This window comes from Agreia sp. VKM Ac-1783 (genome assembly GCF_900177765.1).
In the GTDB taxonomy this organism is placed as follows: Bacteria; Actinomycetota; Actinomycetes; order Actinomycetales; family Microbacteriaceae; genus Agreia.
The window spans coordinates 270,319-295,439 of record NZ_FXWI01000003.1 but is presented as its reverse complement, the minus strand read 5'-3'; the positions used below and the strand labels follow the sequence as shown (position 1 = coordinate 295,439).

22 protein-coding genes are annotated in these 25,121 nt (G+C 65.3%); 11 read left to right on the top strand and 11 right to left on the bottom strand.

Annotation, left to right across the window (positions count from 1 at the left end; translation table 11 throughout):
- The first annotated feature begins 100 nt into the window (after nucleotides 1–100).
- The 3 genes from CCK87_RS11085 (at nucleotide 101) to CCK87_RS18030 (ending at nucleotide 4,415) form a co-directional block, all read left to right on the top strand.
- Nucleotides 101–472 (top strand): TIGR02611 family protein, encoded by a 372-nt coding sequence (locus tag CCK87_RS11085; RefSeq protein WP_086461502.1) that lies wholly within the window; start codon nucleotides 101–103, stop codon nucleotides 470–472.
- A gap of 42 nt (nucleotides 473–514) precedes the next feature.
- Nucleotides 515–3,052, top strand: coding sequence for a phosphoketolase family protein (locus CCK87_RS11080; RefSeq protein ID WP_086461501.1), 2,538 nt, complete (start codon nucleotides 515–517; stop codon nucleotides 3,050–3,052).
- A 139-nt stretch (nucleotides 3,053–3,191) separates the two neighbouring features.
- The gene (locus tag CCK87_RS18030) at nucleotides 3,192–4,415 is read left to right on the top strand and encodes a hypothetical protein (protein WP_140162822.1); all 1,224 of its coding nucleotides are present in this window, start codon (nucleotides 3,192–3,194) and stop codon (nucleotides 4,413–4,415) included.
- 109 nt (nucleotides 4,416–4,524) lie between these two features.
- Here the strand turns inward: CCK87_RS18030 and CCK87_RS11070 are convergent, their stop codons facing one another.
- Complete coding sequence (locus CCK87_RS11070; protein ID WP_086461499.1) at nucleotides 4,525–5,712, bottom strand: ABC transporter permease; 1,188 nt, start codon at nucleotides 5,710–5,712, stop codon at nucleotides 4,525–4,527.
- Nucleotides 5,713–5,737: 25 nt separating this feature from the next.
- Here CCK87_RS11070 and CCK87_RS18025 point away from each other — a divergent pair, with 25 nt between their 5' ends.
- Entirely contained in the window at nucleotides 5,738–6,400 is a 663-nt protein-coding gene (locus CCK87_RS18025; protein ID WP_140162821.1) for a hypothetical protein, read from the top strand.
- A 69-nt stretch (nucleotides 6,401–6,469) separates the two neighbouring features.
- Here CCK87_RS18025 and CCK87_RS11060 read toward each other — a convergent pair whose 3' ends face one another.
- Nucleotides 6,470–7,135 carry an SDR family NAD(P)-dependent oxidoreductase gene (locus tag CCK87_RS11060; protein ID WP_086461497.1) on the bottom strand — a complete coding sequence of 222 codons (666 nt, stop codon included), beginning with the start codon at nucleotides 7,133–7,135 and terminating at the stop codon, nucleotides 6,470–6,472.
- 83 nt (nucleotides 7,136–7,218) lie between these two features.
- On the opposite strand from CCK87_RS11060, the gene CCK87_RS11055 reads away from it, so the two are divergent.
- A complete protein-coding gene (locus CCK87_RS11055) occupies nucleotides 7,219–7,830 on the top strand; it encodes a TetR/AcrR family transcriptional regulator (protein ID WP_283160435.1) in 612 nt (203 codons plus the stop codon).
- Between the two features lie 64 nt (nucleotides 7,831–7,894).
- On the opposite strand, the gene CCK87_RS11050 is transcribed toward CCK87_RS11055, so the two are convergent.
- Together CCK87_RS11050 and CCK87_RS11045 are read right to left on the bottom strand one after the other, a co-directional pair.
- Nucleotides 7,895–9,544, bottom strand: a complete 1,650-nt coding sequence (locus CCK87_RS11050) for an MDR family MFS transporter (RefSeq protein WP_086461495.1) — start codon at nucleotides 9,542–9,544, stop codon at nucleotides 7,895–7,897.
- Between the two features lie 2 nt (nucleotides 9,545–9,546).
- Entirely contained in the window at nucleotides 9,547–10,239 is a 693-nt protein-coding gene (locus CCK87_RS11045) for a TetR/AcrR family transcriptional regulator (RefSeq protein ID WP_249273852.1), read from the bottom strand.
- Nucleotides 10,240–10,392: 153 nt separating this feature from the next.
- Here CCK87_RS11045 and CCK87_RS11040 point away from each other — a divergent pair, with 153 nt between their 5' ends.
- Nucleotides 10,393–11,457, top strand: a complete 1,065-nt coding sequence (locus CCK87_RS11040; protein ID WP_086461493.1) for an amidohydrolase family protein — start codon at nucleotides 10,393–10,395, stop codon at nucleotides 11,455–11,457.
- A 96-nt stretch (nucleotides 11,458–11,553) separates the two neighbouring features.
- On the opposite strand, the gene CCK87_RS11035 is transcribed toward CCK87_RS11040, so the two are convergent.
- Nucleotides 11,554–13,179, bottom strand: coding sequence for a phosphatase PAP2 family protein (locus tag CCK87_RS11035; protein WP_086461492.1), 1,626 nt, complete (start codon nucleotides 13,177–13,179; stop codon nucleotides 11,554–11,556).
- A 198-nt stretch (nucleotides 13,180–13,377) separates the two neighbouring features.
- Between CCK87_RS11035 and CCK87_RS11030 the strand changes: the two genes are divergently transcribed.
- A complete protein-coding gene (locus tag CCK87_RS11030; RefSeq protein WP_170927251.1) occupies nucleotides 13,378–14,586 on the top strand; it encodes an EAL domain-containing protein in 1,209 nt (402 codons plus the stop codon).
- 13 nt (nucleotides 14,587–14,599) lie between these two features.
- On the opposite strand, the gene CCK87_RS11025 is transcribed toward CCK87_RS11030, so the two are convergent.
- A complete protein-coding gene (locus tag CCK87_RS11025; protein ID WP_086461490.1) occupies nucleotides 14,600–15,148 on the bottom strand; it encodes a hypothetical protein in 549 nt (182 codons plus the stop codon).
- Between the two features lie 216 nt (nucleotides 15,149–15,364).
- On the opposite strand from CCK87_RS11025, the gene CCK87_RS11020 reads away from it, so the two are divergent.
- From CCK87_RS11020 to CCK87_RS11010, 3 genes are read left to right on the top strand one after another with little or no spacing between them, the layout of a single operon-like run.
- Nucleotides 15,365–16,414: a hypothetical protein gene (locus CCK87_RS11020; protein WP_086461489.1), complete on the top strand. Its 1,050-nt coding sequence runs from the start codon at nucleotides 15,365–15,367 to the stop codon at nucleotides 16,412–16,414.
- On the top strand, nucleotides 16,411–17,130 hold the full coding sequence (locus tag CCK87_RS11015; RefSeq protein WP_086461488.1) for an ABC transporter ATP-binding protein: 720 nt from the start codon (nucleotides 16,411–16,413) through the stop codon (nucleotides 17,128–17,130). Before CCK87_RS11020 ends, CCK87_RS11015 begins: the two co-directional genes overlap by 4 nt.
- The gene (locus CCK87_RS11010) at nucleotides 17,127–18,398 is read left to right on the top strand and encodes an ABC transporter permease (protein ID WP_086461487.1); all 1,272 of its coding nucleotides are present in this window, start codon (nucleotides 17,127–17,129) and stop codon (nucleotides 18,396–18,398) included. Before CCK87_RS11015 ends, CCK87_RS11010 begins: the two co-directional genes overlap by 4 nt.
- 18 nt (nucleotides 18,399–18,416) lie before the next feature.
- Here CCK87_RS11010 and CCK87_RS11005 read toward each other — a convergent pair whose 3' ends face one another.
- The 5 genes from CCK87_RS11005 to CCK87_RS10985 all read right to left on the bottom strand — a co-directional run bounded on the left by CCK87_RS11005 (nucleotide 18,417) and on the right by CCK87_RS10985 (nucleotide 24,601).
- Nucleotides 18,417–19,730 (bottom strand): alpha/beta hydrolase-fold protein, encoded by a 1,314-nt coding sequence (locus CCK87_RS11005; protein WP_086461486.1) that lies wholly within the window; start codon nucleotides 19,728–19,730, stop codon nucleotides 18,417–18,419.
- Entirely contained in the window at nucleotides 19,714–22,170 is a 2,457-nt protein-coding gene (locus CCK87_RS11000; RefSeq protein WP_086461485.1) for a DUF2156 domain-containing protein, read from the bottom strand. Before CCK87_RS11000 ends, CCK87_RS11005 begins: the two co-directional genes overlap by 17 nt.
- Before the next feature lie 122 nt (nucleotides 22,171–22,292).
- The gene (locus CCK87_RS10995; RefSeq protein ID WP_086461484.1) at nucleotides 22,293–23,573 is read right to left on the bottom strand and encodes a serine/threonine-protein kinase; all 1,281 of its coding nucleotides are present in this window, start codon (nucleotides 23,571–23,573) and stop codon (nucleotides 22,293–22,295) included.
- Nucleotides 23,574–23,583: 10 nt separating this feature from the next.
- On the bottom strand, nucleotides 23,584–23,841 hold the full coding sequence (locus CCK87_RS10990) for a DUF6458 family protein (RefSeq protein WP_055779101.1): 258 nt from the start codon (nucleotides 23,839–23,841) through the stop codon (nucleotides 23,584–23,586).
- 172 nt (nucleotides 23,842–24,013) lie between these two features.
- A complete protein-coding gene (locus CCK87_RS10985; RefSeq protein WP_086461483.1) occupies nucleotides 24,014–24,601 on the bottom strand; it encodes a TetR/AcrR family transcriptional regulator in 588 nt (195 codons plus the stop codon).
- Between the two features lie 79 nt (nucleotides 24,602–24,680).
- Between CCK87_RS10985 and CCK87_RS10980 the strand changes: the two genes are divergently transcribed.
- The gene (locus CCK87_RS10980; RefSeq protein WP_086461482.1) at nucleotides 24,681–25,070 is read left to right on the top strand and encodes a DUF1304 domain-containing protein; all 390 of its coding nucleotides are present in this window, start codon (nucleotides 24,681–24,683) and stop codon (nucleotides 25,068–25,070) included.
- Nucleotides 25,071–25,121 lie beyond the last annotated feature (51 nt).

Here is a 25,121-nt window from a genome sequence, read left to right as displayed (position 1 = left end):
GCGCCGCCGCTCCGCGTGCGCTGGTCGAGTAGGCCGCCCGCGGCCGTATCGAGACCATGTCCCTCAGCCAAAAAGGAGGGTTCTCACCTACCGTGAGGTCATGACGGACACCCTCACCCGAGAGATCGAGGTCGGCGAGAGCCCGCAGCACCCTATGCGCCGCCTTCTACGCCGAGCTCGTGCCTGGGTCGAGCGGCACCCGCGCATCCGGTTCGCCTACCGATTCGCCGTCGGAGTTCTCGGCGCGACGGTCGCTGTCGTCGGACTGATCCTCGTGCCCCTGCCGGGGCCGGGCTGGCTGATCGTGTTCTTGGGCATCGCCATTCTCGGCACGGAATTTCCCGCTGCCCACCGCCTGGGCCAGTGGCTGAAGCGCGCACTGGCGAAGGCCGTCTCGCGCTGGAAGTCGTGGCGCGCATCCCGGGCAGCCCGCACGTCAAGTACCTCCCGAATGGACGCATCACGGTCATAAGATGAGCAGCACTTCGCCAGTGCAGTGCAGAGGAGACGTTCGATGACCGGTTCCGCATCCACATCCACCGTCGATGGGCTCCAGTCGCCCGTCATTCCGCGCGACGCGCACAACCCCTGGTATCAGCGCCCGGCCGAACCTCTCGAGGGCGACGCTCTTCTGCAGGTCGACGCCTGGTGGCGGGCCGCGAACTACCTCTCTGTCGGCCAGATCTACCTGCTCGACAACCCTCTGCTCGAGCAGCCTCTCAGTCGAGACGACGTGAAGCCGCGGCTGCTCGGCCACTGGGGAACCACGCCCGGCCTCAACTTCGTCTACGCGCATCTGAACCGCATGATCCGGCAGCGCTCGCTGCCGACCCTCTACATCGCGGGCCCCGGCCACGGCGGTCCGGGCATGGTGGCCAACGCGTGGCTCGACGGCACCTACTCCGAGATCTACTCGAAGATCGACCAGACGACCGACGGCATGCGCGCCCTGTTCCGGCAGTTCAGCTTTCCCGGCGGCATCCCGAGCCATGCGGCGCCCGAGACGCCCGGCTCGATCAACGAGGGCGGCGAGCTGGGCTACTCGCTCTCGCACGCCTATGGAGCCGCCTTCGACAATCCGAACCTGCTGGTCGCGGCGGTGATCGGCGACGGCGAAGCCGAGACAGGTCCGCTCGCCACGTCGTGGCACTCGAACAAGTTCATCGACCCCCTGCAAGACGGCGTGGTTCTGCCGATTCTGCACCTCAACGGCTACAAGATCGCCAATCCCACGGTGCTCGCGCGAATCCCCGAAGAAGACCTGCTCGCGCTGATGCGCGGCTACGGCCACAACCCGCACATCGTGTCGGGCGGCTTCGACGGCGAAGACCCTCTGCTCGTGCACGCCCGCATGGCCGAGACGCTCGACGCCGTGCTCAACGAGATCGCCGCCATCAAGCAGGATGCCGCCGACGGCACACTCGAGGGCACTCCCCGCTGGCCCATGATCATTCTGCGCACGCCCAAGGGCTGGACCTGCCCCGTCGAGATCGACGGCCTGCCCGTCGAGAACACCTGGCGCGCGCACCAGGTTCCCCTCGCCAGCGCCCGCGACACCGAGGCACACACTCGACTGCTCGAATCGTGGATGAAGAAGTACAAGCCGGAGGAGCTCTTCGACTCCACAGGCGCACCGACCCCCTTCGTCACCGGCCTCGCACCCGAGGGCTATCTGCGCATGAGCGCGACGCCGTACTCCAACGGCGGGCTGCTGCGCCGCGAGCTCCGGATGCCGGACTTCCGCGAATACGGCGTCGACGTCACGGCCCCCGGCCACGAGACGGCCGAGGCGACCAAGGTTCTCGGACGATGGCTCGCCGACGTCATTCGTCTCAACCCCAACAACTTCCGCATCTTCGGGCCCGACGAGACGGCATCCAATCGCCTGCAGGAGGTCTACGAGGCGACCGACAAGCAGTGGAACGCCGAGATCCTGCCCGTCGACCTGAACCTCGCCCGAGCCGGCCGCGTTATGGAGATGCTGTCGGAGCACCAGTGCCAGGGCTGGCTCGAGGGGTACCTCCTCACCGGTCGACACGGGTTGTTCAACTGCTACGAGGCGTTCATCCACATCGTCGACTCGATGTTCAACCAGCACGCCAAGTGGTTGCAGGTCGCCCGATCGATTCCGTGGCGCCGCTCCGTCTCTAGCCTCAACTACCTGCTCTCCAGCCACGTCTGGAGGCAAGATCACAACGGGTTCAGCCACCAGGACCCGGGATTCATCGACCACGTCGTGAACAAGAAGGCCGACGTCGTGCGGGTGTACCTGCCGGTCGACGCGAACACCCTGCTCTCGACCTACGACCACTGCCTGCGCAGCGTCGACTATGTCAACGTGGTCGTCGCCGGAAAACAGCCGGGTCCGCAGTGGCTCAGCATGCCCGAGGCCGTGGCGCACTGCACGCGTGGCCTCGGAATCTGGGACTGGGCCGGCACCGAGCGGCCGAGCGACGAGCCCGACATCGTGCTCGCGTGCGCCGGCGATATCCCGACCATCGAGACGCTCGCGGCCGCATCCCTGCTGCGCCAGCATCTGCCCGAGCTGCGCGTTCGCGTCGTGAATGTGGTCGATCTCATGCGCCTGCAAGACGACACGGAGCATCCGCACGGGCTGTCGAACCGCGACTTCGACACCATCTTCACGACTGACAAGCCCATCGTTTTCGCGTATCACGGATACCCGTGGCTCATCCACCGCCTGACCTATCGTCGGGCCGCGAATGCCAACCTCCACGTGCGCGGGTTCATCGAGAACGGCACGACGACCACGCCGTTCGACATGCTCATGCTCAACAACCTCGACCGGTACCACCTGGTGATCGACGCGATCGATCGGGTGCCCGGGCTAGGGTCGAAGGCCGCCGCGCTGCGACAGGATATGCAGGATGCGCGCATGCGCGCCCGGCAGTACACGCGCGAACACGGCGAGGACATTCCCGAGGTCGCCCAGTGGCTGTGGTCGGGCGAAGACGGGGTCGGGTTCGATCGGCAGAACTACTCTGCGCGCGACGAGGTCGGAGCCGACCAGACCGGCGGAGACAACACGTAGCCTGACGCGAGACTCACCGAGCGCGGGTGTTCTTGAGCTCGGCGGCGGTCCTGCCCGGGCGCTCGACGAGAACACCAGCGCTCGATCGTGCCCCGTCTGAGGGTGTCGCGAGTGGTGCCTCCTCTGCCACACTCGGAGCATGCCAGACACACAGCCTCCTGCCTTCCCGGGAACTCCCGAGGAGCCCACGTCGCCCTCTGCCCCTGAGACTCCCGACGCACCTGAGACTCCCGACGCACCGAGCGCTCCTCCGGCACCGAGCACGCCACAGTTCCCGACCGTTCCGCAGTTCTCTTCGCCGCCGCCCGCGCCCAGCGCTCCCCCAGCGCCGGTTGTCCCGGCCGCACCGCAGTTCTCCGCGGCACCCCCAGCGCCGCCCGCACCCCCAGCGCCGCCCGCACCTCCGGTCAGCGACTACGGAACGCCCCCAGCGCAGCAGCCGCAGCCCTCCCCGGCGCCGACCCCATACGGGTCAGCGCAGTACGGATCCGGGCAGTACGGTTCAGCTCAGACCGGTTCTGCTGCATATCCGGCCGCCCCCTACGCACCGGGAACCATCAGCCCGAAGACCGGGCCGGGTGCCCTCGCCGTGACGTCCTTGATCCTCGGAAGCCTGGCACTTCTCGGATCGTTCATTCCCTTCCTCAACTACATCACCGGCTTCTTCGCGTTCGTCGCTCTGGTGCTGGGTGTGATTGCGATCTTCCTCAAGGGGCGTAAGAAGACGCTCGCGATCGTCGCAAGCAGCGTGTCGCTTCTGGCGCTCATCCTCTCGATCGTTCTGTCGATCGTCTACACGGGTCTCTTCGTCGACACGGTGAACGACAGCCTCGAAACCGCCTATCCATCGGTGACCTCCGAGCCCGTCGTGCCGGGCGACGACACCACGACCGGCGAGCAAGGAGCCCCCGCACCGGGAGACGCCGGATCGATCGAGAACCCCGCTCCGCTCGGATCGAGCGTGGAGCTCACACAGTTGGGAGCGCCGGCCTGGACGGTGACGGTCAACGCGCCCACTCTCAACGCCGATGCAGCAGTGGCCGCTGAGAACTCGTTCAACGAGGCGCCTCCGGCCGGAACGTCATACGCGCTGGTGCCCATCACCGCCACCTATAACGGAACCGACAGCAACGGATACCCGAGCCTGGTGCTGGTGAGCTTCGAGGCCGCCGACGGCACGACATACAACCAATACGACACCGTTGCGATCGCACCGGGCGGATTGGACTCACTCGATGCGCTCGCCCCAGGCGAATCCGCCACAGGCAACGTGGCCATCGCCGTGCCGACGAGCGGAGTCGACCAGGGATACTGGGTCGTGACGAGCCTCGACGGCACGAAGTTCTACTTCGCTGCCCAGTAGGCGAGCCGGCAACCCCGGGAGCGGTGCCCTTGTCACCGAAGCCTGCCCGTTCGCCACGGCTGCCGACTCACCAGGCAGTCGGAGTCTCTCGACCATGACCTCCGAGCGTTCACATGTGGGGTTTTTCCATTGAGTGGGTGGTCGAGGGGAGTTCTGCTTGGGAAGTCGGCCATGCGCTGGCCGCGCGGAAGTCGGCGGCAGGGCGTGCAGTGTTTCTCAGCCGGGCCGGGGCGTCTCGTCGGCTTCTGATGAGCATCGCTGTCAAGGTGAGCAGGATGCCTGCGACTGCCCAGATCCCCAGTCGGATGATTGGGGCGGAGACGGCGGCGCCGTCGAAGTATTGGACGGATCGTAAGAGGTCGAGAGCGTCTCCCTGCGGGAAGACGTAGTAGAGGGTCTGGAAGAAGTCGTTGAGGACGTGAATGCCGAGGGGCCCCCCGGAGGATGTGTTGCCAAGGATTACCAGGGCCAGAGTCATGACCAGCGCGGCGATGGTTCCGCCGAGCGCGGCCACGCCGGTGACTGCCCCGCCGATGGCGACGGCGGTCAGCCAGAGAACCGCGAACACGGCAGGGGGATCAACGGTGATTGCGTTGAGGGCGGAGTCGATCCAGAGGGTGATCAATCCGGCGAGAATCCCCGAATAGGTGACCAGGACCACGCTCCGCTCGACAAACTTGGCCGATGTGTCGACCGTTCCCAGGATGCGCCCAAAGATCGTTGCGCCAAGAGCCGCCCCAAGGCCCGCGAAGAGGATTGCATAGAACTCGATGGATCCGACCGGGTCGTTTTTGCCCAAAGGCGCAAGATCGGTGGTTTCATTGGTGGCGTTAAGCTTCCCGGCAATGGAGTCGCCGATACCAGTGATCGCCTGACTCAGGCCGCGGCCCCCACCGCTAGCGACGAACGTGGTGACAACGGCGTCGGCCCCAGGGGTGGGCAGAACGATAGCGCCGTCCGCGTCTCGATCGAGAACGGCAGCTTGCGCCTCCGCCGCGGACCCCACCACCGTGATCTCGAGGGACTCCTGCTGTTCGAGAGCGACGATTGTGCCTGCATCGCCCGTTACGGCGAGGTGGACGTTATTCGGCGCCGGATGGCCGAACGCACTCGAATAGCTTATGAGCATCGCCATTGCCAGTAGCAGGATGGCGAGACCGCCAAGAAGGAGGTTCCGATATCGATGCGTGGATCCCGGTCCTTCAGAAGTCAATGGGCCGCCGGCCACCGCCGCTTCGAAGTCCGGGTGCTGCGGAACACTTTTTTGCTGCGGTGCCGAATCGTTTGCGTGCGTCATGGCTTCCTTTACACTTGTCAATTAGATGACAAATGTACACCACGCGGCCGAATCCTGGCAAGATGGACGCATGTGGGAGGAGATGGTGACGGTGGTAGCTGTGGAACATCGCGTGGACCCGCGAATTACCCGGACTCGAGCGGCCCTTATTCGGGCATTGACGGCACTGGTGTCCGAATCGCCGAAGGGCGAAACAATCTCGATGAGCGCGGTGGCGGACCGGGCAAATTTGAGTAGGCAGGCGCTGCACAGCCATTACAGCAACGTGGGCGACCTCGCGACGGACGTGTGGATCAGTCGCCTGCTCAGTGACTGGCGCTCGCTCGATGAGATTGCTGCGAATCTCGATAAAGCCCTCATCGAAGCCGTCCGAGTGCGCGGAATCGAGCCGCTACTCGCCGCCGGTCGAGAAGACCGCGAGTTCTTCGACAAGCTTCGCGCGATTCCCCGCGGCGAACGTGTTGCCGAGGTCATCGCGGCGGCGGTCACCGTCTGGTTGACGGAGTCAGACCGTGACTCCACCGGCTCCAAGATCGCGCTCACTGGCGATGCTCGAATATTCACCATCGCGGGGATGGTTGCACTGGTGTCCAGGTGGCAGATGGCTGACACCCCGCCGAGCATTGCACAGCAGATCGCAACACTCCGCACTTTTGCGGCGGGGGCAGCAGCCGTCACATCTGGATAAGCACGCCGGGGAGCTCCATCGCCTGGATGACGTCCCGTCCGGCGCCGAAGGCCCCGGACGGGAACGATGTCAGCGGTCGTAAGCGACGTAGTGCAGCTCCGCGTCACGTCGCTCGGCGTAAAGCTTCACGTACTCTTTCGCAATGACAGCGGGCTCGGCATCCGGGCGGCCACCACCGATGAGCGCGGTGATTGCGACGAGTGCGACATAGACTCCCGTATCCGCGAGGGCACTGTTGAGGTTGAGCGTCCAGTTGCGGAGCCCCGCTGCAGCGATGTTGATGTTGCCACGAGCCGGAGTCGGTGCGAGCGAGCCGCCACCCGTCGTCACGAGGATGGTTCCGGTATTGCTGGCGATCATGTCCGGCAGCACGGCGCCCACCGCGGTGACAGCGCCGCCGATGTAGAAGTCGATCTGCGGCTGAAGGTTCTCCATCGTCACGTCGAGGGCGTCGACGGATTCCAGCGTGCGGTCCGCCGGCGAAAACTCGAGGACATCGATCGGGCCGAGCGCTTCTCGGATCGAGCGGAGCGCGTTCGTGATCGTGGCCGGCTCGCTGACGTCCGCAGTGAAGCCATGAGCCCGGATGCCTTCGCCGGCAAGGGTGTGCGCAAGTGCGTCTAGCTTGGACTGGTCGCGGGCGACGAGAGCGACATCGAAGCCCTTCTGCCCGAAGGCTCGCGCGATCTCTAGACCGAGTCCAGGGCCAGCGCCGATGATGGTGATGAGGGGCATGATGTCTTCCTCCGTGGCCCACCGCCGAGCCGGGTGTGTTCTGGTGCGGTAAGTTGAGATTGTCCTCAACTCACATCAAGCATATGTTGAGATGCCCCTCAATTTCTACTGGAGTCACTGTGACCACTACGCCTGGCCTGCGCCGAGACGCACAGGCGAACCTCGAGAAGCTGCGCACGGCCGCCCTGGCCGTGTTCTCACGCCGCGGACTGTCCGCTCCATTGGAGGACATTGCCCGAGAAGCCGGTGTGAGCATCGGCACGCTCTACAACCGCGTCGGCTCCCGCGAGGAGCTCATCGATGCCGTGGTTGACAACCTCGCCGGAGAGAAGCTCAAGACGCTCAGAGACCGGACACTGGACGAGACGACTCCTCGCGGACAGCTGGAGACATTCATAAACGAGATGATCGACCTCCAGCTCAGCGACCCGGCCATGAATGACGCTATGTTGCGCCGTTATCCAAACGCGGTTCTCCTTATTAACGCCTGCGAACGGTCCATGGCTCTTGGGGCCGAACTCGTTGAGAACGCCCACGACGCTGGCGTGTTGTCCGACGAATTCACCCCCGACGACCTCATGACCGTGCTGTGGATGGCCGCGATGGCCAGCCACGACGCTGCCGCCCCGCGCGGCTGGCGACGTGTTGTTGATCGCAGCATCTCTGCCGCCTGGACCGCACAGCCGAACAGGTGATGCTCGGCATACCGTCGCAGCCAACCTCGGCAGCGTCGTTGCCGAGGTTGGCAGCGGCGCACCGCTAGGGCTTAGTGCTCGCAGAACTCTTTCGGACGTCAGCCCCCTGTGCCGCCTGTGGAATTGATGAGAGCGCGACGCTCTCCGCACCGTCGATCTCGAGAGTCTTGGGGAGAATATCCCGTTCGATCGTCGTGGCCAGCGGCTTCTCTGTAATGAAGAGAAGCAAGACCGCCGCCACGAGAACCATGGGAACCATGTACAAGAACACGGGCGCAAGCGCGTCGTTGTAAGCGCCGACGATCACGTCACGGACCGCATCGGGGAGGTCTCGCACCAGTGCCGGAGTGAACGAGTTGCTTCCCCCCGCCGCGCTGGCGGCGCCGGCAGGCAGACGAACTGCGAGTAGATCTGTGAGGTTCGCAACGAAAAGGCTGCCCACCACCGCGGTGCCCAGGCTGGCACCGATCTGTCGGAAGTAATTGTTTGCTGCGGTCGCGGTGCCCACCTGGGAATTGGGGAACGAGTTCTGCACGATCAGGATGAGGATCTGCATGCTCATACCCAAACCCAGACCCATGATCGCGAGGTATGAGCAGAGTATCCAGATCGCCAACGACGGCGTCATCGTAGACAGAAGGAACAGAGAGACGGCGATGATGACCGTTCCCACGACCGGAAGCCACTTGTAGCGACCGAACTTACTGACGAGCTGACCGGAAACGATCGAACTGACCAGTAGGGCAGCCATCAAAGGAATCATCAACAGACCCGCCTCCGTGGCGTCCACTCCGGTGACCATCTGCAGATAGGTGGGGATGTAGGCGATTGCGCCGAACATTGCTATACCCGTGATCAAACCGGCGGTCGTGGTCAGGTTGAAGTTGCGATCCTTGAAGAGCTTGAGCGGCATGATTGGCTCGGCGGCGCGACGCTCGACCAGCACAAAGGCGACGCCCGCCAGGATGGTCGCGACGATCAGGGAGATGATCACGGCCGAGTCCCAGTCGTAGGTCCTTCCGCCCCAGGTGGTGACCAGGACCAGGCCGGTCGACGCAGCGGCCAGAAGCCCCATGCCGGCGAAGTCGACCGTGGGTCGCCCTGCGGTGTTTTTGGGCAGGTGCAGGAAGAGGGCCGCTGAGACGATGGCGAGGATTCCCAGAGGAATGTTGATCCACAGGCCCCACCGCCACCCGGGCCCCTCGGTGAACCAGCCTCCGAGCAGGGGTCCAGCGACGGACGAGATGGCGAACACGCCGCCCATGATCCCCATGTACCGGCCACGCTCGCGGGCAGGGACGACGTCAGCGATGATCGCCTGCGACAGAATCATGAGCCCACCGCCGCCGAGTCCCTGAACGGCTCGACCGGCGATGAGCACAGTCATGTCCTGTGCCATGCCGCCGATGACGGAGCCGAGGACGAACAGGCTGATCGCAGCGATGAACAGCCCCTTCCGACCGATCAGGTCGCTGAGCTTGCCATAGACCGGCAGCATGATCGTCGAGGCGAGGATATAGGCGGTGGTCACCCACAACATGCTGTCGACACCGTTGAGTTCCCCGACGATCGTAGGCAACGCCGTGGAGAACATGCTCTGATCGAGCGAGGAGAGCAGCATCGTCAGGATGAGTCCGGCGAAGATGAGCAGGATGTTGCGTTTCGAAGCCGGCGTCGCGCTGGTGCCTTGCTCGCCGAGAGATGTGTCGGTCATGGTCAGTGCGCCGTGCCCTTCGATTGTTGGGGTTGATCATTGGTGATGCGCTGGATGAGTTCGATGGAATTGCTCAGGAGATCCCGCGTGGACGCTCCGGGTTGCGAGTTCGCCCATCGACGCCTCACGTATTGCAGGACGCCGGTGGTCAGTGCGACGACCATCCGGGCCTCGTCTTCCAGCTCGGTCTGGTTGGCACGTTTTATTCCTTGGACCTCGAAGCGAGTCATGATGATGGCGACGAATTGATCCTCGGACTCGCCCATGCGAGCCGTTTCTTTGATCAAAAGCTCTGGAGTGCGCATGATCAGCATCCGTCGAGCCTCGAAGAGCGCGGCATCTGGCTCACGATCCAGGAGCGATGAGGTGATCATCGTGAGGAAATCGGCAAGGAGATTCGAGCCCGTCGCACGGGTGAACGCATCAACGTGTTCATCGCTCGGCATCGGCGGCGTGCCGCCGATAATGACCCCCTCCTTCGATCCGAAATAGTTGAAGAAGGTGCGCTGGGAGACCATGCTGGCCTCGCAGATCATGTCGACGGTGACGTTCTCGAAGCCGTGCTCGAGTGCAAGCGAGAGAGCGGCACGTTCGATTTTTTCCTGTGTCGCCGCTCGCTTGCGTTCACGCAACCCGCCATTCATATTTACCTCCAGTACCGCGACGATGTACGCTGTTTTATGCAGTCTATGCATTTATTTAGTTTCTGCACAAATAGATGGTCGCGGGTATTGCCGGACTCCCATCACTGACATACACTCGTCTTCTACTGGACAACTGTCAAATAACAGTCTTGTTAGTTTGGGCGCGCTCAAACGGGTCGCCGAGAACACACGGAGGGTGTCACTATGTCGGGCAAGATCGATGTTCATCAGCACCTGCTTCCACCTCGCTACTTTGAGGCGCTGGCGGCGGCGGGAAGTCTGATGGCTGGGAGCGGGGCACAGGCCGTGGCTGGTGGGTCCGCTCAATGGAATCCGTGGGCTGAAAGCGGTGGCATAGCAGCGCGCCAAGGCCCGCGCACCGTCGGGGGCTGGCAAATGCCTGAGTGGGACCCCCAGTCAGCGATTTCCATGATGGATGCGACGGGGATCGAGACCGGGATACTGTCCATCAGCGCACCTGGTGTCCACTTTGGTGACGACGCCGCGGCCCGAGAACTCGCCCGCGAGCTGAACGACTATCAGGCCGAGTTGGTCAGGGAACACCCCGACCGGTTCGGACATTTCGCCGTGCTGCCGCTGCCGGACTTCGACGGCGCGGTCGCCGAAGCAGTGCGGGCCCTCGACGAGCTCCATGCCGACGGCGTGCTCCTCCTATCGAATGCGCACGGTCGTTACCTCGGCGATCCCGCCTATGAGCCGCTGTGGACAGAGCTCGCCGCGCGTTCGGCTGTGGTATTCGTGCATCCCACGGCGCCGCCGATCCAGCAACTGCCAGGAATGCCCACAGCTCTTCTGGACTTCCCATTCGACACAACCCGCACCGCCGTGGACCTCGTCGCGCACGGAGTATTCGACCGGCATCCGGACCTACGCATAATCCTTTCGCACGCCGGCGGTTTCCTGCCCTACGCTGCAGACCGATTCAGCGCCGCCGCGATGTTCAACCCCGGTACCACCCCGGAAAGCATCCAAGAAGGCCTTCGCAAGTTCTACTTCGACACCGCGCTATCTGCCACCCCTACCTCGCTACCGTCACTTCTGGCATTTGCGGAGCCGGGCCACATCCTCTATGGCAGCGATTTCCCCTACGCACACCCAGAATGGAGCGCCCGTTTCGACCACTCCCTGGCCACCTACGACGGCTTCGGCGCGGAACGGCTTGGCGAGGTGAGCCGATCCGCCGCTGAGAGACTCTTTCCCCGCCTGGCCTCGCCCAGTCAAGCGATGACTGGTGGGCCACGGGCTTAGACAAGTCCGGCGGGACGAATCTGTCGCTGAACTCCGATAGGTAGCATCTCCTCTCTGGAGGAGGAGATGCTACCCGCGCTCGATGAAACGACAGCCTCAGCGAGTGCGCCTGCGTCGCACGCCCAGCGCCGCGACCATGCCCAGCCCGAGCAGAGTGGCCGCAACGGAACCGACCAGCATCGGCTCGGCATCCAGCCCGGTCGCCGCGAGCGACGGCGAGGCCGACGATCCGGATGCGCCGGTCGCCGCTCCGGGGTCGCTCGCGTTGGCGGCCGCAACGGGAAGCACGGCGGCCTGTCCCCCGACGGCGGCGACCGTCACGGATCCGTCGGCGTTCAGCTGCACAGTGGCACTGGTCGCCGCGGCGAGATCCAACCGCTGCCATGAACCGCCGGCAGAACCCGTCAGGTCGAGCGGGTCACCAGACGAGATCTGGGTCTGCGCCAGAACGGATGCGCGCTGGGAGTCGCTCAGACTCGGGAACGTGCTCAGCAGCAGGCTCTCCGCGCCGGCCGGCACCGAGGGCGCCTGGTTCGCCGACGCGGTCTTCGTGAAGCCGTAGTCGAGCCGCTCCTTGTATACCGCGACCGCGCTGGCACGGTCGGTCACGATCTGCGCCGTTCCACCCGGGATGGCCTGGCCTCCATAGGGGTTCGACTGATAGGCCGCGCCCCGGGCGAGGCAGGCGTCGAGGGTTCCGCCACACTGCTGCTGCAGGTAGTCCGTCAGCTCCTTCTGAGCGGGCTCGAGCACCTCGGTGCGGTACTTCGTGTCAGACCAGCGGGCCGCGAGCGCGGCCTCACCGGCGATACGGCCACCCATGATGTCGAGCGGGTAGTGCACGCCGAGAACGATCCGGTCATTGCCGGCTTCGGATGCGCGGGTCAGGATCTCGGGGGCGAGACTCGGCAGCAGGGTGGCCAGGGTGATGCCCGCCTGGTAGGCGGTCGTCGTGTGGCCGCTGGGGAACGCCCCGCCGGTGCAGATTCCGGTGCCGCTGTACGACGCGCTGAGACTCACGTCGTTGGTGGAGAACTGGTGCGTGGTGTCGACGACCGCCGGCACACGCGTGATCAGCAGGTTTCCCTGCGACGAGGCGTAGGGGGTGCCGACACGGTTCGCCGTGAGCGACGACGCGTTCACGACAGTCGGTGCGCATCCCGCGTCGTCACCGGCGACCGCGGGGGTCGTCGGGTCGGTCGGCAGGTAGGGGCGTGGATAGCTGAAAGCAGCCTTCGACGCACTTGTACTCACGTAGGCTCCGCTGGTTCCGTTAGAGCTGTTGATCAATGCACTCGTCAAGGGCAGCGACCCGTTCTGCCGTCCCGCCACGTAGATCGGGGCGAGCACGGAGCCGAGAGCGGTTGCGATGGTGACGGATTGGTCGTACGCCGAATTGTCGGAGGTCTGGTACTCGGCATCCTGCAGAGCCAGGAACTGCTGCGCCGGGGTCGCGTGGCCATTGATCCAGACAGCGAGCTCATCGTTGCGAGCGAGCGTGGGACCGTCGACGACGGTTCCGTGCAGATCGTTCACACCGTCGGAGGTCCACAGCGAGGTGTAGCCGGCCAGCAACGATGGCAGGTCGGGTTTGGCCGTGTCGCTCGGGTAAGGAGCGGCGGCGGTCGCGGCGAGGGGAGCGCTCAGGGCGAGGAGCGCGACGGTGACGACAGGTATCGTCACGGTTGCGGAGAGGCGAAGGAATCGGGTTCTTTGGTTCACGGAGTAACGCTAGATCGATTCATTACGGAGGTGGGTGAACGTTGCGTGAACGCCCCAGGCAGAGTGACTCATACCCCGCATGGCGACGTCATTCCCCAGAACAGGGGGCATCGAACGCCCCCATCGCGAGCCCTATCGATGTCATGATTAATGCCCGTGAATGCTTCCCAGCGATCCGATACCGCAGTTGCTTCTGCGGTGAGCGCTGAGCTCGATCGCATCCTCGAAGGCAACCTGATTCACACGTCGTTTCAGCCGATCTTCGACCTCGAGTCGATGTCGGTCGTCGCCTACGGAACGAGAGCCGGAGGCCCAGAGGGTTCTCTCCTCGAATCGCCCGAGACGCTTCGCGCAGCCGCAGTCGAAGCAGGCCGACTCGTCGAGTTCGACACGGCCCGTCACGTCGGTGCGATCCGAACATCGGAGCGCGCTGGTCTCTCGGCCCCCAGGAGTCTGTTCTTCGGCGCCGCCCCCTCCATCGTCACCGGCCTCGCCGAAGACGAGACAGCTCTCGCGCATCCGATGGTTCTCGAGATCGCCGGCCACACCCTGGTCGATGCCGATCTGGTGCCGCTGCTTCAGGCGATCGTGCGCATCCGTGACCGAGGATGGGCCATCGCGATCACCGAGGTGGGCGTCGACCCGCACACCCTCGCCCTGCTGCCCGCCGTAGCGCCGGATGTCATCTGTCTCGACCTGCAGATCATCAGCGACCTGCCCGACCAGCGTCTCGCATCCGTTCTCAGTGGCGTCTCGGCGTACGCCGAGGCGACCGGATGCCTGGTGCTCGCCCACGGGATCGAGTCCGAACAGCAGGTTCTCACCGCCAGAGCGCTCGGAGCCACGCTCGCACAGGGACCGCTGTACGGATGCCCCGACGCGCTGCCGGAGAGCCTTCCCTATCTCTCGGGCGTGCGACCCGCCCCCTCTGGCCGGCTGGCCGGGCTTCGCCAGGACACGCCCTTCTCCGTCGCCGCCGAAAGGCGCGAGGCTCGGATCTCGAACCGCGGCCTTCTTCTGCAGATCAGTCTCTTCTTAGAGGCCCGTGCCGCCGCCGAAGACAACTCCGCGCTGGTGTTCGGCACCTTCCAGCACCGCGACAACTTCGACGATTGGGCGATCGAACGGTATTACCCCCTCGGGCTCACGGCGGCCTTCGTCGGCGTATTCGGTCACGGCTTCGACGAACTGAGCCTCAGCGATTCGATGTGCGCCGTCGAACTCGACGCCTCCGATCCGCTTGTCGCGGAGTGGAACGTCGTCGTGATCTCGCCGGACTTCGCCGCCACCCTGACGGCCCGTCAGCTGGGCGAACCCTCCCCGACGAACGACACGTACGAGTTCATCCTCACGCACGACCGCCGACTCACGATCGAGGCGGCTCGCACACTCGTGGCGCGGCTCTAGAAGCGCCAGGCGCTCAGACTTCCTGGTTGCTCATCAGGCGGGGAAGGTCGGCGAGCACGGTGCGCGCGTTGTCTTCTGCTGTCAGATCTCGTGCCGCGGCGAAGAGCCTGATGGCGTCTTCTATTCGGGACCGCGCCTCGATGCTCCGACCGTCTTTGATGGCATGACCGGCGAGCAGCAGAGCGGCGCGGCCCCCGTAGCGCGCGTCATCCGTGGCCTCGGCCAGCTGACGAAGAAGCAGGGACAGCTCGGCACTGGCCGTCCGGTCGGCACGATCGACCTCTGCCGTGGCCCGCATGTAGATGGCGAACATCAGCGCGTCGAGGAACACCTCGAGGGGGGAATCGACGGCCCCGAGCACGGGAAGGCTGCGCCCCTTCGCGGTGTCGAGCTGTAACTGCCACTCGCCGTCGACGACTTTCAGTACGGCAGAATGCGCCGAATCGCCACCGAGATCGAACCTGCCCGCATGCCGTCGAGACGGCGCCCGCCATCCGACCGCCTTCGCGTGCTGCGCCATCCAGTCTTCGACGGCACGCACGCCGTGAACTGCCGGTTCCATCGATCATGCTCCTTCCGCGACCGCATCTAATCTCGCATGTGATGCGGACACCGGTGTGCGCACCTTGAGACGTGATGTCTCATGATGATCGACGGTACGCCACACAGAACCGACATGGCGCGTGAGAGGCTGATCGGCACCGATGTATCCTCGGCGTCACATTGCGACATTCGTCTTTCTGCAATAGTCAGTGGGGTACTGAACGAAGGAGTAGGCGTGGGCGTGGTTCGAAAATGGGTCTTTCCCGTGCTGCGGATTCTGCTGGTCGCGGCGATCGCCGTGGCTCTGGGAAAACTCGCTTTCTTTCCCGACAAGACGCCCGAGGTGTCCGCTGTTCCCACCGGAGAGATCGTCGAACCCGTCATTCCGGTTGCCCTGGGCACGATCGTGAACGACGTCGTCGTTCAGGCGAACGTCAGCGCCGATCCGGCCTCGCCGCTCAAATCGACCGCCGCCGGAACCGTCGATGAGATCTTCTTCCCGCAGGGTTCCGTGGTCGCCGCAGGAGACACCGTCTTCGACGTCAAGGTCGAGATCGTGCGCGCCCCCGAAGACAGCATCGATTCAGAGGGCAAGACGAAACCCAAGATCTACCGCTACGAGCAGGTGATCGCTCCCGCTGCCGGCGTGCTCAGTTCGCTCAGCGTGATCTCGGGGCAAGACGTGACCATCGGCATGGTGGCCGGGCAGATAGCGCCGCCCACCTTCTCGGTGTCGGGCTCGCTGAAGCCCGAGCAGCGCTATCGACTGGTCGATCAGCCGACGGATGCCTCGATCGCCATCACCGGCGGGCCCGCCGCGTTCACCTGCACCGGGCTGCGCATCACGACTCCGCTGGCAGGTAGCGAGGGCGGCAGTGCGGGTGGCGATGCGACGGCGGGAGGCACAGCAGGCGAGGCCGGCACCGGAGGAACGGGCGGCGGCTCCACCACCACGGTCAGTTGCCCGATCCCCGCCGATGTCACCGTCTTCTCCGGCCTCGCCGCAGAGATGACCATCTCCGGCGGCAAGGCAGAGAATGTTCTCGTCGTACCCACCACCGCCGTGCGCGGAGCCGCTCTGAGCGGGACCGTCTGGGTCTCTCTGGCCGACGGCGGCACCGAAGAGCGCGCAGTGGGACTCGGGCTGAACGACGGAAGCCAGGTCGAGATCACCGGCGGCCTGGCCGAAGGCGATCAGATTCTGCAATTCGCGCCCGGTGCGCCGGCCGACCCGTCGGGATGCCCGCCCGGAGTGGTCGACTGCGGTGAAATCGTCGTCAGGTGAGTCTGCTCGAACTGCGCGACGTCACGCGCACGGTGATTCCGCCTGACCAGCCGGCCCTGACCATCTTGAACGGAGTCGATCTCACGGTCGAGGCGGGTGACCGCATCTCGATCGTGGGCCGGTCTGGTTCGGGCAAATCGACCCTTCTCAATCTGCTCGGCCTTCTCGACATGCCCACGAGCGGACTGTTGACGTTCGACGACCGGCCGGTCAAGTCGTATTCAGGCGCTGCCCGCGATCGGGTTCGCGGCGCGCAGATCGGCTTCGTCTTCCAGCAGTTCAATCTGCTTCCGGGGCGCACGGCACTCGAGAACGTCGCGATGCCCCTGCTCTACGCCGAGGGAAGATCGTTCTGGCGACGCAAGAAGCTGGCCGCAGACATGCTCGAGGAGGTCGGTCTCGGCAACCGCATGCACAGCATGCCCGACAGACTCTCGGGCGGCGAGCAGCAGCGCGTCGCCATTGCTCGCTCTCTGGTGCGCGGGCCGCGGCTGATCCTCGCCGACGAACCCACAGGCGCGCTCGACCTCGACACCGGCAGCTCGGTGATGCAACTGATCGACGACGTCGCGACCCGAACCGGTGCGGCGCTCGTGACGATCACCCACGACCCCGCCATCGCGGCCCGGGCCCGCGACCATTTCCGACTCGATCGCGGCATCTTGACGCGAGCCGACAGCGACGAGCTGGCCGCGGCATCCGAGGCCCTCTCGTGAAGCGCGCGTTCACGAGCCTCGTCGGGGCGGTCGTGGAGGCCTGGCAAGAACTTCGTGTACACCGCACTCGAGTGCTGCTCTCGCTGATCGGCGTCGCGGTCGCCGTATGCTCGCTCACCACCGTCGTCGCGCTCGGCGGCATCGTGCAGCAGGCCAACCAGGAGCTCAGCGAGCGGCAGAGCGGGCGACCAGCGAGCCTCTTCGTCTCGGCCTTCAGCAACCAGGGCACCGCGATCGATTCGGCGACGATGGATGCGACGTGGGCCGAAACGCTCGCCCGGTACGACATCACCTACGGCAGCCGGGTGCTGCAGACAGCTCAAGCCGTACCTTTCACCACCGGCGTCGTCGACGTGCAGACCCAGGCCGTCGACCAGCCCTACGGCGAGATGCATCGGGTGCGCCTCACCGAGGGCGAATGGTTCACCGATGACGACGCCGCTGGCCTCGCCCCTGCACTCGTGGTCAATCAGATCTTCTGGGAGCGACTCGGCAGCCCCGAGCTGCGAACGCATCCGACCGTCGAACTCGGCGCTCAGGGCGGCAGGCCTGGCACGACCGCGGTGATCGTGGGCGTCTACCCCGTCTCGAGCTACGAGACCGAGCCTGCCATGTTTATGCTCGCCGACCAGCTCTCGGCGATGACGGCCGCCAGACCATCGGTCGCCGTGCAGGATCCGTACGGCGGAGGCGGCTCCACGCAGTACGAGATGTGGGTGCCTCCCGCCATCTCCGAACAGCTCATGGAGGTCGTGAAGCGCGACTTCACGTCGGCGCTCGCCACTCCCGGGGGCGGTACCGGCGGTGTTCAGGTCGACGTGTATCGCCAGGACTACGCCCAGTACGGCGACGACCCCTTTCTCGTGACGAAGCTCGTCGTCGGCGGAATCGCCGTGCTCGTGCTGCTGCTCGGCGCCCTCGGCCTCGTGAACATCGCTCTCGTGACCGTGAAGCAGCGCGTGCGCGAGATCGGCATCCGCCGCAGCTTCGGAGCCACGGCCGGGCGAGTGTTCTTCTCCGTGATGATGGAGAGCGTGGTGGCCACCATCGCGGCCGGCGCTGTCGGAGTCATCGCGTCCGTCCTTCTCGTGCAGAACCCCTGGACCATGGACCTGATCGGCCAGGGTCTGGTCAGCGACTTTCCGCCTTTCCCCGCGGAGGCCGCCGTTCTCGGCCTCGTCGCTGCGACCGCCGTCGGGGCGTTGGCCGGGCTGTTACCCGCACTCGTCGCCGTACGCGTCAAGGTGATCGACGCCATCCGGTACTGATCGCGTTCGCTAGCCGGCCTACTGCGCGGAGAGCGACCAGTGGTCGGCGATGAGCTTCAGTCCTTTTGCGAACACGTACGACCAGGTCGTGGAGTCGTGTGCGCTACCCGGAGCCTCGATGTAGGTGGCATTCATGCCGGCGGCCTGGGCCGCGGCATAGATCGCCTTGACCTGAGGCAGGAAGGCCTCGTCGTTGGATCCGACGCCGAACACGGCGAAGGTGTCGGTGTACTGTCCGTGCTGTTGCATGATGTTCGTGGGGTAGGCGGCCTCGTACCGGGCAAGGCTGCCACCGAATGCCGCGTCGGCGGTCTTCTGCGGGTTGCCGATGCGGGGGTACTGCTCGCCCGACGCGTCGAGGATCGCCCCGAACAGATTCGGAAAAGCGGCGCCGAGCTGAATGGAGCACGTTCCGCCCTGGGAGAGTCCACCGACCGCCCAGTAGTGAGGGTCGTCGATGACGTTGAGATTCGCCTTGATCCAGTTGGGCACGTCGATGGTGAGGTAGCTCTGGGAATTGCCCAGCGGCGAATCCACGCACATCGGGTTGGCTGTCGGAGCGCCGAGTTGATCGGGTGCCACCACGATCGGGGCGAGCCCGTCGTGCGCCGCGGCATACGCATCGAGGCTCTGCTGCAGCTTGTCGGTGAGGAACGGATCTTCGGGGGTTCCGGGCTGACCTGACATCATGACCATCACGGGCAGCTTCGGCGGATTCGCCGTGAGCGCGGCGGGTGGCAGGTACACCACGCCCGGTCGCGCGGGGAATTTGGATTCAGTGGCCGGGATCGTGACAGCGGTCAGAGTTCCGACCTTCGGCATGGTCGCCGGAGCGACCCAGTCTGCGATCGTCGGTACCGCGACGGCCTCGACCGCGGGGAGGGGCTGGTCGGCCGCGTCGATGACAGCACTGATGCCCAGGGCGCTGCGCACGGTGGGGTACTGCCCGAAGTCGATGTTGATAGACATCGCCGTCGTGAGCACGAACAGCACGAGCGCGAGCGCCGACCCGACCACGCGCATCCAGCCTGCACGCCGCATCGAGACGATCGCGACGCCGAAGGCCGCACAGCCGACCGCGACCCACACCCGAACGACGGTGGTCAGATCAGCACCGAAGAGGTCGAGCCAGTCCGAGAGGATCCAGGTCAGTGCTACGCCGACGATCGCTCCGGCCGTGCCGGCGACTGCGACCTCGGTCAACCAGCGACGCCGATTCCATCGCTTGCTCGGGCGGCGGAGCACGAGCAGCAGGATCGTCACGAAGGCCACGGCGTACACGACGTACACCACGGGCCCCGCGGTGATGGCCAGGTTAAGCAGCAGGTTCACGGCGAGCCTCCGGTGTCGGCTTCGGTCGCAGATCGCGAAGCAGCCCGCTCAGCTGCACCACCGAGAGTCGAGGCAGGTAGCAGCGCCCGATCGCTGCGCCCACTGCTGGAAGATCTGTGGTGTCAGGGTAGAGCAACCAGAGCGGAAGGAACTCGGGCTGGAACTTCTTCTTGAAGTTCAGCAACGACCGGAATCCGTAGGCCGGCTCGAGCGAGCGTCCGACGTAGTCCAGGATCTGGGCCACGACGCTACCTCGCACATCGAGAGTCGACGACTCGGGCGCGGCGTTCGCGAGCGGGGCACCCGAGAGGCTCAGGATCTCCAAGCCGTCGCTCTTGGCCTGCTCGACCGCGGCCGCGATGACGAACTCCATCGTGCCGTTGGCAGCGTCGGTTCGACGCCTCATGAAATCGAGGGTGTAGCCGATGACGTGCGGTTTCACCGCGTCGTCGGTGCCATAGAGAGGAAGCCAGCTCGTGACGGCCACGATCGTTCCCTCTGCATCGACGGCGAGCATCAGGCGCACGGATGAATCTACGAGCTCGTCGAGTCCTCCGAGAGTGAATCCCATCTCGGGCAGGTTCTTCTCGGCGACCCACGCCTCGGAGATGGCCTGGATCTGCGACCGCTGCAGCAGCGACAACTCGCGCCAGGATGTCCACTTCGCCACGACTCCGGCGCGGCCTGCCTTGTTCACGGCCGTGCGGATGTCCTGCCACTTCTTGCCGGTCGGGTTCCAGTCGCGGGGCCGCAGCACGGCCTCCTCCGCGACTTTGAGGCGCTGCCAATGCAGACCCTCGAAGGTCTCGATCGTGGCATCGTCGACCCCGTAGAAGGTCGGGGTCCACCCGTGATCGCCGCAGAATCGCACGAATCGCTCGACCACCCGCGGGTCGGCGAACGCGGGACCGAATGGCCCTCCCACAGCCACGGCCACGAATCCCTGCACCCGATACGCGACCGCGGCGTCGGAGACCTCGTCGAACCAGAAGGAGTTGCCGGGCCAGGTCGACATGAACGACAGCGTGTGCCCGCCTCCCCGTTCGAGGATCGCCCGCGCACGCACCCGATCGTCGTCATCGACCGCTGCGGTACGGCCGAGAATGAGAAGACAGGATGCGGTGAGCACCGCGGCCCAGAAGAGCCCCGCCGGCAGCGACCACACCTTATGCGCCCAGTGCGTCGTCGGAACGAATGCGAGCCCGTCGGAGATCACGAAGGTGTGCGGAATGAGACGCAGCGGCAGCGCGCGCAGAATGTCGAGCACCGTCGGCACCGGTCGGAACTGGTCGCTGATCGCCAGGACGCCCACGAACGAGATGAGCGCCGTGCCGGCGAGCGCACTCAGGGTGATTACCAGGAACCGTTTTGCACTCGCGCGCGACGGGCGGACATCGACGTGCTTGCGCAGCAGGATGAGCAAGGCGGCGCTGGCCAACGGCAGGATCGCGCACAGGGCGCTGCCCGTCAGGGTCTGCCAGATGTAGGGGTCGACCTCTTCGTTGGCCTGCTCGGCGATCGCCGTCATGGTCTCGGGCTGAATGACCACGAAGACGCCCAACATCACGGCCGACATCATGACCTGAATACAGACGGCCAGCCAGAGGGCGGCGCGTCGACCGCGCAGGATGCCCCACGCGGCGACGACCCCCACGGCGACGGGCAGAAGGCCGATCAGGGCGGTTCGCGGATGATCGACATCGACGGCGAGAAAACCGTAGATCGAGAGGAGCCCGCTGCCCGACCCGATCAGGGCGGCGACGACGGGACCGATCGAGCCGAGGGCCACGACGGCGGCCAGCAGAGTGCGGATCTCGTGATGCGAACTGCGAATGAGCCGGAATTTCGACCTCGATCCGCCGAGCGCGAACCCGAGAACGAGCCCGACGGGCACCGCGACGAGCGAGTAGAAGTCACCTGCTCCGCCCGAGTAGAGGAAGAGCGTGACGGCGATGAACGAGGCGCCCAGACGTATACGGCGTCGCCACAGAGCCGAGGCGAACGAACTCGCCGCCATCGCGGCGCAGATGACGCCTGTCGCGGGCGACAACGCCTCGATCGATGGCGCGTTCAGCGGCAGGAAGCCGAGGTAGGTGCTTTCGACCCAGCTGAGACCGAATCCGATAAGGCCGGATGCCGCGCTGCCGCCGACGTACGCGATCGCGGTGCGCCAGCTGCCCATGAGCCGCTCTGCGGCGCCGACCACCACGACGATGAACGGCACGACGAAGATCAGGGCGCCGCCACCGTCGACCGCGAGAAACGCGGTGATGAGGCCCCACCAACGGTGGTGCCGGAAGACGTCGTCCTGGCCCGTGGCGAGTACCTGCCAGCCCCAGTCGTAGGTGCTCGAGGCGAACCCGACGATACTCAGCACGATGACGACGGCGCTGCACACCACGGTGAAGGGGTGGCGGAGAATCCAGCGAAGGAACGGCACGACTAACCTCAGATCATCAGAACTGATGAAGCGTATCCCTGTGCAATGAGAAATTCTCTCTGAACCTGGGTGGGCGAGGAACACTCAGCCAAGGCTCAGTGCGCGTGCAGGAAGTGTTCGCGCTATTTGTTCTTACCGTTGCCCGGATTGCCGTTTCCGGAGTTTCCGTTGCCGTTGCCCTTGCCGTTTCCGGAGTTGCCGTTCCCGTTGCCGTTGCCCGGCCCCGTGTCGGGCGCGACGGGTTCGGGTAAAGGTTCTGACGTCGAGGGCGCATCGTCAGACGGAACGGGCTCGGGCTCGGGAGTCGCCGGCGCACTCGTGGTCGTCGGAGTGCTCGCCGGGGCCGGCGTTGAAGTCGGGATCGTCGACAGCACCCAGGTGAGGGCGGTCACCAGTACCACCGCGGCCGCCAGAGCGGTGATGAGCACCGCCCGACGACGCCGCTTCGGAGGTTCGACCGCGGCCTCGGTCATGACCCTTGTCGGCGCGTCGGTCATGACCAGCGTCGGCTCATCAGCCATGGCTTCGGTCGGGGCCTCGGTCATCGCAGCCGTCACGACCGATTCGGTCGATCGGGCCGCCGGTGCCGACTCGGATCTGAGCTCGCGGGCCAGGCGCGCGATCTCGAGAGCCGCAGGTCGCTGCTCAGGATCGCGGGCGGTCATTGCCGTGAGGAGGGACTTCCAGCCGTAGCCCAGTTCGCCGGGAACCTCGGGATCGTTGGTGAGCCGAGCGAGCGCCGCCTCGTGCCCGACCGGCTGACCGAAGACGCGCTCACCCGTCAAAGACTCGAGCAGAACCAGACCGAGCGCATAGATGTCGGAGGACGGAGCGGGCTCGGAGCCCTGCACCTGCTCCGGGCTGAGGTAGGCGGCCGTGCCGAGGAGCGTACCGGGCGTGGTCAGCCGCGACGCTCCGATGAGGTGGGCGATTCCGAAATCCGCGAGCGTCGCCGTGAACTCGTCGCTGGCGACCACCGAACGTCGGAGCAGCACGTTAGCGGGTTTGATGTCGCGGTGCACGATACCGGCCTGATGCACTACGTGTAGCGCCTCACCCAACTCGTGGGCCATGCGTGCCGCCTCGACGGGCCCCAGCGGGCCATCCGAGAGTCTGCTGCGCAACGTGGGGCCGTCGACGAACTCCATCACGAGATACGCCTCGCCGTCGCCGTCGATCAGGGCGTCGTACAAGGTCACGAGAGACGGGTGGTTCAAGGATGCGAGCAGCCGGGTCTCTGAGGTCTTGCGGCGCAGGTCTGCCGCCTCGGAGTCGCGAAAGAGCTTGATCGCCACCGTGCGGCCGAGTTTCTCATCTGCCGCGCGATACACGACCCCCATACCACCCGCGCCGACGCGCGACTCGAGCCGATACCGTCCGCCGAGCAGTGAGCCCTCGGCCACGGCGCCGCTCTCAGACCAGCGGGTCGCTGTCGCGAGTGCTGCGGGTGACCCGCTCGCCGCTCGCGGGATCGACGGCCGACCGGGTTGTCGACGTGCTCTGCCGGCGACGCAGCGTGAGGACGAGGCTGATGAGGAACACGACAACGCCCGCGCCCATCAGGATGTACCCGATCAGAGGAAGGTTCACGACCCCGCCGAGGTCGATGTTCACGGCGAATGCAAGCACGGCGCCGATGACGAACAGTGCGATTCCGCTTCCGATACCCATGGGATTTCCCTTCGATCCACGCCGGTGCGAGAGGTTCGCGCTGGCGGCCGGCGCGAGGCGTGATCCACAGCGGACCGAGGGCGTCGAACCGAGTCGCCCATGTTTAGCACGCGAGAACCACGCTCGTTCGGGGCTTGAACCGAGCACACCCGGGGTAGTAGGCCAAGAATCTTCAGCGAGTCGGCCCGAACACCGCAGCCAAAGCCGCGTCGAGAAGGGCCGCCGCGGCTTGTCGGTCGACCCGCACGATGGCCATCGCCGCAAAGACGAGCCCCGTGCACGTCGTCGTGACCAGTTCGCGGCCTTCCGGGGTCAGGTCGGCACGGCGAGCGGCGACGCCGGATGCGACGGCGTCGCGCAGGTCGGTCGTGTAGGCGGTGACGACAGCGGCGAGGCCGGCCTCGTGCCCCAGCGACGATCCCGTGGCGTTGAGCAGCAGGCATCCGTTCTTGGCCAGGGCCGTGTCTTCGTCGACCATGGCGTGACGAAGCCCTCGCAGGTAGAACTCGAGCGCCCCTGGATCGACCTCGTCTGCGCGCAGCGGCTCGAGCCGAGGGCGTACGACGTCGTCGAGATACGACTCGACCGCGGCATCGAACAGGCCTCGCTTGCTGCCGAAGGAGTGATAGATACTCGACCGGTTCAGCCCGGTCGCCGCCTCGAGGTCGGGCAGCGATGTCTCCTCGTAGCCGCGATTCCAGAAGACTCCACGGGCCGCCCGCACGACATCGATTTCTGCGAATGCACGCGTTCTTCCCATGGTCTTCTCCTTTCAGCACTGGCAGACGCCGGTCGAATGAGTATATAGTGAAACGGTCGGTTCAAAAAAGGAGATTCTCATGGTCATCGCATCCGTCGTGATTGCTGCACTCGCTGCTCTGCTGCACGTCTACATCTTCTGGATGGAGTCTCTGGCCTGGGACGGCCCCGCCGCGCGCAAGACGTTCGGTCCGGCATCCACCGCAGAGGTCGAGACGACCCGGCCCTTCGCTTACAACCAGGGCTTCTACAATCTCTTCCTGGCCATCGCCACGATCATCGGAATCGTGTTCGTGCTGGTAAGCACCTCTGCCGTCGGCCCGGCTCTCATCCTGGTCGGCACCGGCTCGATGCTCGCGGCAGCCCTTGTGCTGTTCCTGTCGGCGCCCGACAAGCGCTCGGCCGCGATCAAGCAGGGCACGCTGCCTCTGCTGGCCGTGGTCGTCACGATCATCTCCCTCAACGTCTAACCGACTCCGTCACCACCGCACGAAGAACCAAAGCCCTACACACTAGGGAGA

Excerpts from the sequence above, each read along its gene's own strand:
- CCK87_RS10990 (WP_055779101.1), bottom strand. The coding sequence starts at position 23,841 with ATGGGTATCGGAAGCGGAATCGCACTGTTCGTCATCGGCGCCGTGCTT.
- CCK87_RS11070 (WP_086461499.1), bottom strand. The coding sequence starts at position 5,712 with ATGACGCACGCAAACGATTCGGCACCGCAGCAAAAAAGTGTTCCGCAG.
- CCK87_RS11045 (WP_249273852.1), bottom strand. The coding sequence starts at position 10,239 with ATGCATAGACTGCATAAAACAGCGTACATCGTCGCGGTACTGGAGGTA.
- CCK87_RS11085 (WP_086461502.1), top strand. The coding sequence starts at position 101 with ATGACGGACACCCTCACCCGAGAGATCGAGGTCGGCGAGAGCCCGCAG.
- CCK87_RS11080 (WP_086461501.1), top strand. The coding sequence starts at position 515 with ATGACCGGTTCCGCATCCACATCCACCGTCGATGGGCTCCAGTCGCCC.
- CCK87_RS11040 (WP_086461493.1), top strand. The coding sequence starts at position 10,393 with ATGTCGGGCAAGATCGATGTTCATCAGCACCTGCTTCCACCTCGCTAC.
- CCK87_RS11025 (WP_086461490.1), bottom strand. The coding sequence starts at position 15,148 with ATGGAACCGGCAGTTCACGGCGTGCGTGCCGTCGAAGACTGGATGGCG.
- CCK87_RS10980 (WP_086461482.1), top strand. The coding sequence starts at position 24,681 with ATGGTCATCGCATCCGTCGTGATTGCTGCACTCGCTGCTCTGCTGCAC.
- CCK87_RS18030 (WP_140162822.1), top strand. The coding sequence starts at position 3,192 with ATGCCAGACACACAGCCTCCTGCCTTCCCGGGAACTCCCGAGGAGCCC.
- CCK87_RS11055 (WP_283160435.1), top strand. The coding sequence starts at position 7,219 with ATGTTGAGATGCCCCTCAATTTCTACTGGAGTCACTGTGACCACTACG.
- CCK87_RS11050 (WP_086461495.1), bottom strand. The coding sequence starts at position 9,544 with ATGACCGACACATCTCTCGGCGAGCAAGGCACCAGCGCGACGCCGGCT.
- CCK87_RS18025 (WP_140162821.1), top strand. The coding sequence starts at position 5,738 with ATGACAAATGTACACCACGCGGCCGAATCCTGGCAAGATGGACGCATG.
- CCK87_RS11060 (WP_086461497.1), bottom strand. The coding sequence starts at position 7,135 with ATGCCCCTCATCACCATCATCGGCGCTGGCCCTGGACTCGGTCTAGAG.
- CCK87_RS10985 (WP_086461483.1), bottom strand. The coding sequence starts at position 24,601 with ATGGGAAGAACGCGTGCATTCGCAGAAATCGATGTCGTGCGGGCGGCC.